Below are 13,437 nucleotides of genomic sequence, written 5' to 3' on the forward strand. Positions count from 1 at the left end.
CTGTCGGGATCGTCCACGCCTCAGGCGGGGCCGGTCCCGCTCACCGCGTACTCGGGCCGGGACGCGCCCGCGGCCCGGCGGTCCACAATGGACTGAAGGATCTCGCCGACGCGGACGGCGGTGTTGGACAGCAGCGACGACGTGATGCCGTGCGTGTGCTCGGTGCCGCCCTGGAGGTAGATCCCACCGTCCAGCGGCGGCTCGGTGACGATCCGGTAGTCGCGTTCGACCCGGAGCCTGCCCTCGTCGTCGCGCATGCAGGCCGACGCCAGCTCGCCGAGCAACGGTGTCGGGTCGGCCGGGCTGTACCCGGTGGCGTACACGACGAAATCGGCGTCGAGCCGGGTCCGCTCCCCCGTCTCCAGCGCTTCGACGGTGACCCGCACTTCGGAGCCGGTGTCCGTGACCTCGGTGGGGCGGGAGACGTTGATGAGCTTCAGCCGCTCGATCCCCTGCACCTTCTCGCGGTAGACGCGCCGGTACAGCTCGTCGATGAGCTCGATGTCCACGGCCGAATAGTTGGTCGCGCCGTGGTAGCGCATCAGCCGGTCCTTGACCGCTTCCGGCGCTTCGTAGAACCGCCCGACCGCCTCGGGATCGAAGATCCGGTTCGCGAACGCGCTGTCGTCGGCCGGGCTGTAGCCGTACCGCGCGAACACCGCGCACACCTCGGCCCGCGGGAAGCGGTCGTGCAGCAGCGCGCTCACCTCGGCCGCGCTCTGGCCGGCACCGACGACGACGAAGCGCTTCGGTTCCTCGGCGGCCATCCCCTCCAGCCGGTGCAGGAGCTCGCTGTTGTGCCAGATCCGTGTGCCCGGCGTCACACCTTCGGGGAGGTTCGGGCGCAGCCCGGTGCCCATCACCAGATTGCGGGCGCGCAGGTTCACCAGTTCGCCGTCGGTGCGGGCGTGCACGTCGAAGAACACGATCTCGTCGCCGTCGAACACCGGCGTGACGGAGAGCACTTCGGTGCCGTAGGAAACCAGGTCGTCGACCTTTTCCGCCGCCCATTCGAAGTAGTCGTGGAACTCGATCCGCAACGGGAACAGGTTCTTGTGGTTGATGAAATCGACCAATCGGTCCTTGCTGTGCAAATACGACAGGAAGCTGAACGAACTCGTCGGGTTCCGCATCGTCGCCAGGTCCTTGAGGAAGGAGACCTGCATGGTCGCGTTGTCGATCAACATCCCGCGATGCCAGCCGAAACGCGCCTGGCGCTCGAGGAAGTGGGCGGTGACGGTCCCGGCTCCCGGCGCGGCGTTGTGCTCGGTGACCGCGATGGCGAGCGCGAGGTTCGAGGGACCGAACCCGACCCCGACCACGTCGTAGACCGGAACCCGTTCACCGACCACTGCTCGTGCCATCTTGAACCCCTAGCGCGGCTCAGCCGCATCTCGGTACTTCGTTACAAAGACCAGGGAACCCTAACCTAAGTTAGGTGAGGCTCAACTAGTACTTTCAGTGGTGATGTTCATCCCTCGACCAGGAGGAGGCCGGTCCCATGCGGGTCGCCATGTTCGGATACCAGACCTGGGGACACCGCACCCTGCGGGCCTTGATCGACGCGGGCCACGACGTCGCCCTCGTCGTCACCCACCCGAAGAGTGACCACGCCTACGAGAAGATCTGGTCCGATTCCGTCGCGGACCTCGCCGAGGAGAACGGGATCCGCGCGCTGCTGCGGCAGCGTCCCGACGACGCGGAACTGCTGGCGGAGCTGAAGGAAGCCGATCTCGACCTGATCGTCGCCAACAACTGGCGCACCTGGCTGCCGCCCGAGATCTTCGAGATGCCGCGGTACGGCACGCTGAACGTCCACGACTCGCTGCTGCCCGCCTACGCCGGCTTCTCGCCGCTGATCTGGGCGCTCATCAACGGCGAGAAGGAGGTCGGTCTCACCGCCCACATGATGGACGCCGACCTCGACGCGGGCGACATCGTGCTGCAGCGTTCCGTGCCGGTCGGCCCCAAGGACACGACGACCGATCTGTTCCACCGGACGGTCGATCTCATCGCGCCGATCACCACCGAGGCCATCGAGCTCATCGCGAGCGGGGACTACACGCCGGTCAAACAGGACCGGTCGAAGGCCAGCTTCTTCCACAAGCGCGCCCTCGAAGACAGCCTCATCGACTGGTCCTGGCCCGCCGAGGAGATCGAGCGGCTGGTGCGCGCGCAGTCCGACCCGTACCCGAACGCCTTCACCTACCACCGCGGTAAGCAGCTACGCGTGATCCGCTCGTCCGTTTCGGTGGGTCACTACGGCGGCACCCCCGGCCGGATCTTCATCCGTGAGGGTGAAGGCGTCGTGATCGTCGCCGGGCCGGAGTCGCGCCGGGGCCGGTCGCACGGTCTCGTCATCGAGCGGGTCCGGACCGAGGACGGCACCGAACTGGCGGCGAACGAGTACTTCCGCACGATGGGTGGTTATCTCACCTCGCGCCCCTAGGGTGTACTCACGGTTCGACCTGGAGGGAAAGTCATGCCGGAGAAGATGACCGACGAGCAGCGCCGCGCCTTCCTCGCGGAAGGCACCCGCACCGCTGTCTTCGCGACGGTGCGCCCGGACGGCAGGCCGCACGCGGTCCCGATCTGGTTCGCCCTCGATGGGGACGACATCCTGGTCAACCTCGGCGAGGGCTCCGTCAAAGGCAAGGCGCTCAAGGAGAATCCGCGCGTTTCGGTGGTCGTGGACGATCCGGTGCCGCCCTACTCGTTCGTGAGCGTCGAGGGGGTCGCGGAGATCGTTTCGGACCCGGACGGCATCCGCGCGGGTTCGGAGTCGATCGCGCGGCGGTACCTCGGCGAAGCGGGGCAGGAGGCCATCGACGGCTGGCTCGCCTACGCGACTTCTCCGGGGAAGGTGATCGTGCGGGTGAGGCCTGAGCGTTTCGTGGCGATCGCGAAGGTCGGCGGCTGAGGTCGCTTCGGTCTCGGCACCGCCCCACAGGTACCAGCAGTCACAGCGACAGCGCGTGAAGGACCCCTTCCCTCGGCTCAGCCGAAGAAACTCGCCCTTCACACCTTGCCCAGTACATGAAGGACCCCTTCCTTGCGCCTAGGTACAGGAAGGGGACCTTCATGTACTCCGGCGGACTCTCGTCATCGGACGGCCCACTCACGAGACCGGTGTACCGCCGAGCGGGAGCCCGCTGGCCGCCGCCACCGTCCGGCGCCAGGATGGCCCCGTGGCCGAGATCGTTTTCGACGAGAACACCCGTTCCTGGCTGATCAGCACGGCATCCACGAGTTACGCGCTCAGGCTGACCGAGGACGACACGCCCTCCCACGTCTACTGGGGCCCCGCGCTCACCGCCGGCCAGCTCACCGACGTCCTCCCCCGGACGAAGGAACGCTGGGACGCCTTCAACGATCCCAACGAGGGACTCGACGAACTCGCCGCCGACGGCGGCACCCGGTACTGGACTCCCGCCCTCCAGATCCGGTTCGCCGACGGGACCCGGGCCCTCGAATGGCGCTACCTCGGCCACGACATCGACGGCGGACAGCTGCGCGTCCGCTTCCGCGATCGCCACTACCCCCTCCGGATCACGCTCGGCTACCGCGTCCCGGAGGGCACCGACGTCGTCGAGCGCTGGACCGAACTCGGTCACGACGGCTCGGACGGCCCGATCGAGATCATCCGGGCCGACTCGGCGACCTGGGTCGTATCGGACCGGCCGGACTACCGGATCAGCCACGTCACCGGCCGGTGGGCAGCCGAGAGCCAGCTGCTCCGCGAGCCTGTCCCCCACGGCGAAACGACGTTCGGGAGCAGGCGCGGCATCACGAGTCATCACGCCAATCCGTGGGTGATGCTCGACGACGGCGAGACGACCGAGCGGCACGGTGAGGTCTACAGCGCCGTACTCGCGTGGAGCGGTTCGTGGCGCATCACCACCACCCGCTCGTCCACCGGCCGCCTCACGGTGACCGGCGGATTCGGCCAAGACGGCGTCGTCCCCCGGCTCGCACCTGGCGACACGCTCACCACACCGGTTTTCGCCGGCTTGTACACCGACGGCGGATTCGGCGCCGCGAGCCGCGCCTGGCACGCGTACACGATCGGCCACGTCCTCCCGCATCCCGGCGAGCTCCGGCCGGTGCTCTACAACTCCTGGGAGGCAACGGGTTTCGGCGTCACCGAGGCAGGGCAACGCGCGCTGGCGCACAAGGCCGCGGCGCTCGGCGTGGAGTTGTTCGTGGTGGACGACGGCTGGTTCGGCGCCCGGAACGGCGACCACGCCGGCCTGGGCGACTGGCAGGTCAACCGGGACAAGTTCCCCGGCGGTCTCGAACCTCTCGTCTGGGAAGTTCACCGGCTCGGCATGAAGTTCGGGTTCTGGGTCGAACCGGAGATGGTCAATCCGGACAGCGATCTCCACCGTGCCCACCCCGACTGGGTCCTCCACCATCCACATCGGACACGGTCGGAACTCCGGCGGCAGCTGGTGCTCAACTTCGCGCGCCCGGACGTCGCCGAGTGGGCGTTCGGCACACTCGACTCCCTCGTAAGCGCGAACGGGATCGACTTCCTGAAATGGGACATGAACCGCCCGTTCAGCGAAGCGGGCTGGCCCGCCGACAGCGATCCGGACCGGCTGTGGGTGGAGCACACCCGCTCGGTCTACGCGATCATGGACCGCCTGCGCGCCCGCCATCCCAGGCTGCGGATCGAGGCGTGCAGCGGTGGTGGCGGCCGGATCGACCTCGGGATCATGGCCAGGACGGATCAGGTCTGGACTTCCGACAACACCGACGCGCTCGACCGGCTCGTCATCCAGCACGGTTACGGTCAGGTGTACCCGGCGCGCGCGATGTCGGCGTGGGTCACCGACGATCCCAACTTTGTCACCCGGCGGTCCACACCACTGCGCTTCCGGTTCCATGTCGCGATGGCGGGGGTGCTCGGCATCGGCGGCGACATCGTGAAGTGGTCCGAGGAGGATCTGGACCACGCGCGCGAGCAGATCGCGTTGTACAAGGAGATCCGGCCCATCGTGCAGCACGGCAGGCTCCACCGTCTCGTGCCACCTGCCACCGACGGGGTCTCCGCGCTGCAGTACGTGGCGGCCGACGGCGGACGCGCGGTGGTGTTCGTGTTCCGGCAAGCGGCACATTTCCACACTCACGAACGACCGCTCCGGCTCGACGGTCTCGACCCCTCGGCCCGCTACCGCGACGAGGACACCGGAAAGGTGTGGCACGGGGCCTCGCTCCTGGCACACGGCCTGTTCCCTGGTCTTCCGGAGGGCGATTTCGCCAGCGTCGTGATCCGCTTGACGCGACTCGATAGGTCAGATGTATAGGCTATTTCTGCCGCCTTGAAGCAGGGTAAGCCGCTTGACATCCCCCTAGACATCCGATCGAATGCCGGGCATGAGAAGGTCCTTCGCGTTGGGAGCCGCACTACTCATCGCCGCGAGCCTCACCGGATGCACCGTCGGCGGCGGGACGAACGCCTCGGGCAACGAGATCACCTTCCTGACGTTCGAGACGCCGAACCTCCCACCGTCCTATTGGGACTCCGCCATCAAACGCGTCACGGACCGCAATCCCGGTCTGAGCGTGAAGAAGCTGGTCGCCCCATCGACCGACCGGACGGGCTACGCCAAGCAGCTGTTGCAGTCCGGCCAGTTCCCCGACGTCGCGATCGCCGTCGACTCCGCCGGTTTCGCCGAATCGGGCAACCTCTACGCGTGGACGCCCGAGGAGCTCAAGGACTTCCAGTTCCCCGCGGCCAACCCGATCAAGGGCGGTCACCACCAGTTGCCCGCCAACACCCAGACCATCCCGCCGATCTACTACAACAAGAAGCTCTTCGCCGACGCCGGGATCACCTCGACGCCGAAGACGTGGAACGAACTCCTCGCCGCGTCGGAGAAACTGAAGGCGAAGGGCGTCACTCCGTTCACCATCGGCGGCGGCAAGGAAGGGTTCCCGTCCGCGATGCTGCTGGACGGCCTGGTCAGCGTCGACGTCTACGACAGGACACCGGACTGGCTTTCCCAGCGCCGGGCCGACAAGGTCAAGTTCACCGATCCGGCCTTCCAGCAGGCGTTCGGCAAGTTCGCCGACCTGGTGGCCAAGGGCTACCTCGACAAGACCCAGGTCTCACGGGACTACTCGGCGACCGAGGCGGCCTTCCTCAACGGCGAGGGCGCGATGTACCCGATGGGCAACTGGTTCGCCGCCAGCGCCGACGCCAAGAAGCCGCCGTTCGAGATCGGCGTCTTCAACTTCCCTTCCGAGGACGGGAAGCTCGTGGTTCCCGCGTACACCGGTGGTGGCATCGTCGTCAACGCCAAGTCGCGGAACCTCGACGCGGCAAGGAAGTTCGCGCTCGCGTTCCAGCTCGACAAGGAGCAGATCGACGCCTCGGTCAAGGCCGACGGCCTGTTCCCCGCGATCAAGGGCTACACGCCGCCCTCCGACGTCGGCCCGGTCTTCAAGGCGGGCTACGACTTGTATCAGGAAGCCGTCGCGAAGAACGCGGTCGTGAACGCCTTCAGCTGGGAAACCGCGGACGACGGTCTCCTGCCGGGGATGAAGGACAAGGTCTACCAGGCCGCGCAGGACGTCATCACCGGCCGCAAGACGGTGGCCGACGCGTGCGCGTTCCTGGACACCGAATGGGCGAAGGCGCGCTGACACCACGATGGGGAGGAAACCGATCCTGCCGCGCGTCTGGCATTTCGCCTCGTTCGGCGCGCCCGGCGTCCTAATCTATCTGTGTTTCGTCATGGCGCCGATCCTCATCAGCTTCGGCTACAGCCTGACGAACCACAATCCGTTCAACCCGCCCGCGGAATTCGTCGGGCTCGAGAACTACCGGCTGCTGTTCCAGGACGAGCAGTTCCTGACCGCGCTCCGGGTCACCACGATCCTGACCGTGATCGTCGTGATCGTGCCGAACGTGCTCGGCCTCGGCGTCGCGCTGCTCCTCGACCGGAAAGGCTGGCTGTACAACGCTTTGCGGAGCGTGTTCTTCACGCCCGTGATCCTCAGCTCGGTCGTGGTCAGCATCATCTGGACGAAACTGCTCGACGACCGGGGCCCGGTCAACGACGCGCTCCGCGCCCTCGGTGTCGAGCATCCGCCGGGCTGGCTTTCGGATCCGGATCTCGCGCTGTACTCGGTCGCGTCGATCGTGTGCTGGCAGATGCTGGGGTTCTGCGTGGTCGTGTATCTCGCGGGCCTGCAGGGTGTCCCGGCCGAACTGCTGGAGGCCGCGGAGATCGACGGCGCCGGACCGGTGCGCCGGTTCCGCGCGGTGACGTGGCCGCTGCTCGCGCCGTCGTTGACGATCAACACGGTCGTGCTGCTGATCTCGGCGTTCAAGACCTACGACCACGTCAAGGTCGTCACCAACGGCGGGCCGGGTTCGGGGACCACGGCCACCATCGCGTTCGGCGTCCTCGCCACCGGACTCGACGCGAACCACGTCGGCTACGCGTCCGCGATGGCCGTGGTGATGCTGGTGATCGTGGCGGTGCTGACCACGATCGTGCTGCGGTTCCTGCGGCGGCGGGAGGTGGACCTGTGACCGCGAAGTGGCTCCGGCCGGCCGCGGCGATCCTGGTGAGCGCGCTCTTCGCCGTGCCGCTGTACTACGTGGTCGTCAACGTCTTCAAACCCGGCGATCGGATCGCCCAGGAGCCGGCGTCGGTCCCGCTGCCACCGACGCTGTCCAACATCCACGCCGTCCTCACGCGGCCCGACGGCCTGTTCTGGGTGAGCCTGGCGAACAGCGTGCTCGTCACCCTGCTGTCGATCATCGTGCTGACCGTGCTCTCGGCCATGCTCGGGCATTACCTCGCGCGTTCCGGTAGCCGGTGGACCAAGGTGCTCGCGCTGATCCTGTTGGCGGGCTTGATGATCCCGCCCCAGGTGATCCTCATCCCGGTCACCGAGGTGCTGCGGCTGACCGGGTTGATGGCGACGATCCAGGGTCTGGTGCTGTTCAACGTCGGCTACTACGTGCCGTTCGGTGTCTTCGTCTTCACCGGGTTCATCCGCGGGGTCCCGGTGGAACTCGAGGAGGCCGCGCTGCTCGACGGCGCGAGCCGGACACAGGTGTTCTGGCGGATCGTGTTCCCGCTGCTGCGCCCGGCCACGGCGAGTGTGCTGATCTTCCTGGGGGTGTGGATCTGGAACGACTTCATCGATCCGCTGATCATCCTCGGGCCCAGCCAGGGCACGACGGTCACCACCGGGATCTACCGCTCGATCGGTCAGTACCAGGCGGATCTCGGCAGCGTGTTCGCGCTGATGTTCCTGGCGACCCTTCCGGTGCTGATCTTCTACCTGGCGCTGCAGAAGCAGTTCGTGAAGGGCCTGACCGGCGGTGCCACCAAGGGTTGACCCGCATTTAGTCCTCTCAATGCGCGCCGCATTCAGAGGACTAAATGCTCAGAGTTCCGTCACCTTGCCGTCGGCGACTTCCAGTCGCCGCGTCGTCGCCACCGCGTCCAGCATCCGGCGGTCGTGCGTCACCAGCAGCAGCGTCCCCGGATACTCCGCCAGCGCCGACTCCAGCTGCTCGATCGCGGGCAGGTCGAGGTGGTTCGTCGGCTCGTCGAGCACGAGCAGGTTCACCCCGCGCGCCTGCAGCAGCGCCAGCGCGGACCGGGTGCGCTCCCCCGGCGACAACGTGGCCGCGGACCGCAGGACGTGCGCGGCCTTGAGCCCGTACTTCGCCAGCAGCGTCCGCACATCGGCGTCGACCAGTTCCGGGACCTCACGGGCGAAGGCCTCGACCAGCGGCAGGTCGCCGAGGAACAGCTTCCGTGCCTGGTCGACCTCTCCAACTACGACACCGGAACCGAGTGACGCGGCGCCTTCGTCGACCGGGACCCGTCCGAGCAGCGCGGCGAGCAGCGTCGACTTCCCGGCGCCGTTGGCCCCGGTGATCGCGACCTTGTCCGCCCAGTCGATCTGCAGGTCCACCGGGCCGAGGGTGAACTCGCCCCGCCGCACCACCGCGCCGCGCAGCGTCGCCACGACCGCGCCCGCCCGGGGCGCAGCGGCGATCTCCATCCGCAGTTCCCATTCCTTGCGCGGTTCCTCGACGACTTCGAGCCGCTCGATCATGCGGTCGGTCTGCCGGGCCTTCGACGCCTGCTTCTCCGTCGCCTCGCTCCGGAACTTGCGGCCGACCTTGTCGTTGTCGGTGGCCTTGCGCCGGGCGTTCTTGACGCCCTTCTCCATCCACGAACGCTGCATCGCGCCACGGGCTTCGAGCGAAGCCTTGGTGTTCGCGAACTCCTCGTACTCCTCGCGGGCGTGCCGCCGCGCGACGGCGCGTTCCTCCAGGTACGACTCGTAGCCGCCGCCGTAGGTCCGAACCTGCTGCTGCGCGTAGTCGAGTTCGACGACGCGGTCCACGGTGCGGGCGAGGAATTCGCGGTCGTGGCTGACCAGCACGGTCCCGGCGCGCAGTCCGGTCACGAACCGTTCGAGCCGTTCCAGCCCGTCGAGGTCGAGGTCGTTGGTCGGCTCGTCGAGCAGGAAGATGTCGTACCGGCTCAGCAGGAGCGACGCCATGCCCGCGCGGGCCGCCTGCCCGCCCGACAACGACAGCATCGGCTGGTCGAGGTTCACCGTGAGCCCGAGATCCGCGACGACCTCGCCCGCCCGGTCGTCCAGGTCGGCCCCGCCGAGCGCGAGCCAGCGGTCGAGCGCGAGACCGTACGCGTCGTCCGCGCCGGGTTCGCCCGCGGTGAGCGCTTCGGTGGCGGCGTCGAGGGCGGCCTGTGCGGCGGTGACGCCGGTGCGCCGCGAGAGGAACTCGCGGACGGACTCACCCTCACGGCGTTCCGGCTCCTGCGGAAGGTGACCGACGGTGGCCGTCGGCGGGTTCAGGCGGACGCTGCCCTCTTCCGGCGGGACGAGGCCACCGAGGGTCTTCAGCAGGGTCGACTTGCCCGCCCCGTTGACCCCGACGAGACCGATCACTTCGCCGGGCGCGACGACCAGGTCGAGACCGGAGAACAGCACGCGGTCGCCGTGGCCGGCGGCGAGATTCTTGGCAACGAGTGTGGCGCTCATGAGATCGGTAAGTCTACGGGGGCCGATTGAACACCTCGTGGTCCCTCGGAAGAGTGGCAAGTATCCAAGCGATCACGGAACGTGGGTAACCTGGTTGTTCTTCTGGGCCCGAACGAACCCCCGAGTATTGAGGTCGGTGACAGCAAATGGCGGACTCCGCCACCCCGGTCCCCGTCGTCCACCAGCAGAAAGGCGGTACCCGTAGGCCGACGTTGAGCAGGCGGCGGGAAGTCGGTCATGCCAGCGCGCGGTCGCTGCTGATGACGATCCTCGGCGAGTACGTCCTGCCCCGTGACCAAGCGATCTGGACCTCGACGCTGGTCGAGGCGCTGCACGTGCTCGACATCGAGGAGAAGTCCGCACGGCAGGCGCTGGCCCGTTCCTCCGCCGAGGGCTGGGTCGTCTCCGAACGCGTCGGACGAAGAGTGCGCTGGTCGCTCACTCCACCAGGCAGACGCCTCCTGACCGAAGGCGCGGAGCGGATCTACGCCTTCGGCAACGAGGAAAAAGCCTGGGACGATCGCTGGCTGATGCTGATCGTGTCGGTCCCCGAAGCGAAACGGGATCTCCGGCACAGGCTGCGCACCCGGCTGACGTGGGCCGGCTTCGGTTCGCCGGTGGCGGGCGTCTGGGTCAGCCCGGATCTCAGCCGCCAGCGAGAGGCCCAGCAGATCGTCCAGGAACTCGGCCTCGACGCGCAGGCGATGTCGTTCACCGCCGCCTACGGCGACGTCGGCGATCAGGAGACGATGGTCGCGCGCTCGTGGGACCTGAGCGAGCTCAAAGACCGCTACGAGGACTTCATCGATCGCTTCACCGGCTTGCGTCCTTCGGGCGAACGCGGCGTCCTGCGCGCGCAGACGGAACTCGTCCACGAATGGCGCAGCTTCCCCTTCCTCGATCCGCGCCTTCCGCTAAAACTTCTCCCCGACGGTTGGAGCGGCGTGCGCGCGGCGGACCTGTTCCACCGCAAGCACGTGGAATGGCGACCAGAAGCACAGGCGCAATGGGACGAACTCGTGGCGGCCTCGGGCTAGGGTCACGGAAAACGACCCATCGGAGGGAACCGCCTTGGCCGCCTCGATCCGCCTCGACCGTGAAGACGACCTCGCCGTCCTGACCATCGCCTCGCCGCCGCTGAACCTGTACACGGCGGAACTGCAGGCCGAACTGGGCGAGGCGATCGGCGAACTGGAGACCACGCCGCCGCGCGCGGCGCTCATCCGCGCCGAGGGGAAGATCGTCAGCGGCGGCGTGGACGTCTCCCTGTTCGACGCCCAGTCGACCGCGGCCGAGGCGAAGGTGCTCTTCGACGAGATGCTGGCGATCCCCGACCGGATCGCCGCACTCCCGTTCCCCACCGTGTTCGCCGCGCACGGGCTGTGCCTGACGTGGGCGTTCGAGGTCGCGGTCGCCTGCGACCTCATCCTCGCGAGCGAAAAGGCCAAGTTCGGCCTGGTCGAACGGGTCGTCGGCCTGACCCCGACCATGGGCGGCACGCAGCGGCTCGCCGCCCGCGCCGGGGTCGGCCGCGCCAAGGAGTTCGTGATGACGGGCGCGACCTACGACGCCGCGACCCTCGAACGCTGGAACGTGGTCAACCGGGTGCTCCCGGTGGACGGCTTCGACGAGGCCGCACGCGCCTTCGCGACCGACCTCGCCCAGGGGCCGACGAAGGCGCACGCGGCCACCAAGAAGGTCCTCGAGCACTACGAGCACGGCGGCGTCGCCGAGGCGAACGAACACATCACGACGATCGCCGCCGAACTCTTCGACACCGAGGACCTGCGCGGCGCGGTGAAGTCGTTCCTCGCCGACGGCCCCGGCAAGGCGACGTTCACCGGCCGCTGATCCGCTACGGCCGCTGACCGACCGCGTTCACCACGCCGGACGCGGTCACCGCGGTCGAATTCGTGCCCAGGAACTGGAACGTGTCCGCGGTGAAGACGATCACGATCGGCTCCGCGTCCGGACCGTCGCTGGGCTTCAACGGCCACGTGATCCCGACTCCGGGCCTTCCCGCGGCGTCGTGGGCGGGCTCCATGACCCGGAGCCGGGGCACCTTCGCCGCGGCTTCGAACAGGGCGGCGCGAGTCGCGGGCGAAAGGTAGTACCCACTCGCCAGCTCCTGGATGTCCTTGCCCATCGCGTTGTAGTCGCCGTCCTCACCGGAGTGGTGGGCGTTGAGGTAGGCGAACATCGCGTCGGCGCCGGTGGGGAGGTCGCGGCGATCCCGGACGGTCGGCTCGCACGGCTCCGTGCGTCCCTTCAGCGGCTCGCCGCCCTTGTACACCTGCGCTTTCCCGTCCCGGCAGCCCGGGAGCGGCAGGAGCGATCCGTCCGCCATCTTGATCACGCCGTCCCGGGTGCCGTCGGCCGAGAACCATGATTCCCGCTCACCCTCGGGATCCTTGGTCTTCGTATAGAGGAATTGGTCGGGCCTCGGCGGAATGGCGGGAGACTTCAGCGCGGCCGCGGCGGCGTTCCGGAGCACCGTCACGGGATCCGCGGCGGCCGCGGGAGGTTCGAGGCCGACCTGCTCGACCGGCACCAGCGCGACGACCGCGGTGATGGCCGCGGCCAGCCCGGCCGCGCCCGCCCCGGTCCAGACCCAACGCCGTCGTTTTCGCAGCGGCACCACGTTTTCCCGTTCCGCGTCGGCGATCTCGGCCATCAATCGCGCGCGTGCCTTGGCGAGCGCTCCGGATTCCGCGAGCGGGACCGAGCCGGTCCGCTCGGCGATCGACTGCAGCTCATCCATGGGTGGAGATCTCCTTCGAAGTCGTGGTGTCCGGGCGCCCCAGCGCCTCTCGGACCTTCCGGCGGGCTCGGTTGAGCCGAGAGCGGACGGTGCCGATCGGAATGCCCAGCGCCGAGGCCACTTCCTCGTAGCTCAGGCCTTCGCCGGCGAACAACGTGAGCGCGTCCCGGTCGCCGTCGGCCAGTTCCGCCAGCGCGGAGTCCAGCAGTTTCCCCATCGCCTCGGCGGTCACCTGCTCCGCGACGCGCTCAGCGTGCCCCTCTTGGTGAGACGGCGGGCCGAGGGCTTCCCGTAGCTTCAGCTCCTTGGCCTCCTCGCGACGCCGCTGCGCCACGAGGTTGGTGGCGATCCCGTAGAGCCAAGGCCGGGCGTCGCGGCGCTCGGTGTCGTACCCCGCGCGTTTGCGGAAGGCCACCAGGAACGCTTCCCCCAGCGCGTCCTCGGCGGCGGTGGGGCCGATGCGCCTGACCAGGTAACGGTGGATGTGCGCGGCATGCCGATCGAAGATCGCGGAGAACCAGTCCGGCCTGGTCACCGATCTCGCGATCAGCTCCGCGTCGTCGAGATCGTCCGGATCCGCCCTAGGTGAGCTCATGAACCGCCCTTCGCCGTTCGTCCGTGTCACC

General features: G+C 68.2%; 12 protein-coding genes. 8 read left to right on the forward strand and 4 right to left on the reverse strand.

The genetic code is table 11. From position 1 onward, the window contains the following. Positions 1-20: 20 nt before the first annotated feature. Entirely contained in the window at positions 21-1,364 is a 1,344-nt protein-coding gene (locus H4W30_RS21630) for a lysine N(6)-hydroxylase/L-ornithine N(5)-oxygenase family protein (RefSeq protein WP_192744514.1), read from the reverse strand. Positions 1,365-1,501: 137 nt separating this feature from the next. On the opposite strand from H4W30_RS21630, the gene H4W30_RS21635 reads away from it, so the two are divergent. The 6 genes from H4W30_RS21635 (at position 1,502) to H4W30_RS21660 (ending at position 8,364) form a co-directional block, all read left to right on the forward strand. Continuing rightward, the gene (locus H4W30_RS21635) at positions 1,502-2,449 is read left to right on the forward strand and encodes a methionyl-tRNA formyltransferase (RefSeq protein WP_192744515.1); all 948 of its coding nucleotides are present in this window, start codon (positions 1,502-1,504) and stop codon (positions 2,447-2,449) included. Between the two features lie 33 nt (positions 2,450-2,482). Next, positions 2,483-2,920: a PPOX class F420-dependent oxidoreductase gene (locus H4W30_RS21640; RefSeq protein ID WP_192744516.1), complete on the forward strand. Its 438-nt coding sequence runs from the start codon at positions 2,483-2,485 to the stop codon at positions 2,918-2,920. Positions 2,921-3,188: 268 nt separating this feature from the next. After that, complete coding sequence (locus tag H4W30_RS21645) at positions 3,189-5,309, forward strand: alpha-galactosidase (protein WP_192744517.1); 2,121 nt, start codon at positions 3,189-3,191, stop codon at positions 5,307-5,309. A 70-nt stretch (positions 5,310-5,379) separates the two neighbouring features. After that, positions 5,380-6,651 (forward strand): extracellular solute-binding protein, encoded by a 1,272-nt coding sequence (locus H4W30_RS21650; RefSeq protein ID WP_192744518.1) that lies wholly within the window; start codon positions 5,380-5,382, stop codon positions 6,649-6,651. A 7-nt stretch (positions 6,652-6,658) separates the two neighbouring features. Continuing rightward, complete coding sequence (locus tag H4W30_RS21655; protein ID WP_192744519.1) at positions 6,659-7,546, forward strand: carbohydrate ABC transporter permease; 888 nt, start codon at positions 6,659-6,661, stop codon at positions 7,544-7,546. Then, complete coding sequence (locus H4W30_RS21660; protein WP_192744520.1) at positions 7,543-8,364, forward strand: carbohydrate ABC transporter permease; 822 nt, start codon at positions 7,543-7,545, stop codon at positions 8,362-8,364. The genes H4W30_RS21655 and H4W30_RS21660 overlap by 4 nt, the downstream gene beginning before the upstream one ends. A gap of 48 nt (positions 8,365-8,412) precedes the next feature. Here the strand turns inward: H4W30_RS21660 and H4W30_RS21665 are convergent, their stop codons facing one another. Next, positions 8,413-10,050 (reverse strand): ABC-F family ATP-binding cassette domain-containing protein, encoded by a 1,638-nt coding sequence (locus H4W30_RS21665; protein ID WP_192744521.1) that lies wholly within the window; start codon positions 10,048-10,050, stop codon positions 8,413-8,415. Between the two features lie 146 nt (positions 10,051-10,196). On the opposite strand from H4W30_RS21665, the gene H4W30_RS21670 reads away from it, so the two are divergent. Then, the gene (locus H4W30_RS21670; RefSeq protein WP_192744522.1) at positions 10,197-11,087 is read left to right on the forward strand and encodes a PaaX family transcriptional regulator; all 891 of its coding nucleotides are present in this window, start codon (positions 10,197-10,199) and stop codon (positions 11,085-11,087) included. A gap of 34 nt (positions 11,088-11,121) precedes the next feature. Continuing rightward, on the forward strand, positions 11,122-11,901 hold the full coding sequence (locus tag H4W30_RS21675) for an enoyl-CoA hydratase/isomerase family protein (protein WP_192744523.1): 780 nt from the start codon (positions 11,122-11,124) through the stop codon (positions 11,899-11,901). Between the two features lie 4 nt (positions 11,902-11,905). Here H4W30_RS21675 and H4W30_RS21680 read toward each other — a convergent pair whose 3' ends face one another. Next, complete coding sequence (locus tag H4W30_RS21680; RefSeq protein ID WP_192744524.1) at positions 11,906-12,811, reverse strand: CU044_5270 family protein; 906 nt, start codon at positions 12,809-12,811, stop codon at positions 11,906-11,908. Then, on the reverse strand, positions 12,804-13,406 hold the full coding sequence (locus H4W30_RS21685; RefSeq protein WP_192744525.1) for an RNA polymerase sigma factor: 603 nt from the start codon (positions 13,404-13,406) through the stop codon (positions 12,804-12,806). The genes H4W30_RS21680 and H4W30_RS21685 overlap by 8 nt, the downstream gene beginning before the upstream one ends. Positions 13,407-13,437 lie beyond the last annotated feature (31 nt).

This window comes from Amycolatopsis roodepoortensis, from assembly GCF_014873915.1.
In the GTDB taxonomy this organism is placed as follows: domain Bacteria; phylum Actinomycetota; class Actinomycetes; order Mycobacteriales; family Pseudonocardiaceae; genus Amycolatopsis; species Amycolatopsis roodepoortensis.

Bases quoted from the DNA above. Each gene is read 5' to 3' on its own strand.
- H4W30_RS21630 (WP_192744514.1), bottom strand. From the start codon at position 1,364: ATGGCACGAGCAGTGGTCGGTGAACGGGTTCCGGTCTACGACGTGGTC.
- H4W30_RS21635 (WP_192744515.1), top strand. From the start codon at position 1,502: ATGCGGGTCGCCATGTTCGGATACCAGACCTGGGGACACCGCACCCTG.
- H4W30_RS21640 (WP_192744516.1), top strand. From the start codon at position 2,483: ATGCCGGAGAAGATGACCGACGAGCAGCGCCGCGCCTTCCTCGCGGAA.
- H4W30_RS21650 (WP_192744518.1), top strand. From the start codon at position 5,380: ATGAGAAGGTCCTTCGCGTTGGGAGCCGCACTACTCATCGCCGCGAGC.
- H4W30_RS21655 (WP_192744519.1), top strand. From the start codon at position 6,659: ATGGGGAGGAAACCGATCCTGCCGCGCGTCTGGCATTTCGCCTCGTTC.
- H4W30_RS21665 (WP_192744521.1), bottom strand. From the start codon at position 10,050: ATGAGCGCCACACTCGTTGCCAAGAATCTCGCCGCCGGCCACGGCGAC.
- H4W30_RS21670 (WP_192744522.1), top strand. From the start codon at position 10,197: ATGGCGGACTCCGCCACCCCGGTCCCCGTCGTCCACCAGCAGAAAGGC.
- H4W30_RS21680 (WP_192744524.1), bottom strand. From the start codon at position 12,811: ATGGATGAGCTGCAGTCGATCGCCGAGCGGACCGGCTCGGTCCCGCTC.
- H4W30_RS21685 (WP_192744525.1), bottom strand. From the start codon at position 13,406: ATGAGCTCACCTAGGGCGGATCCGGACGATCTCGACGACGCGGAGCTG.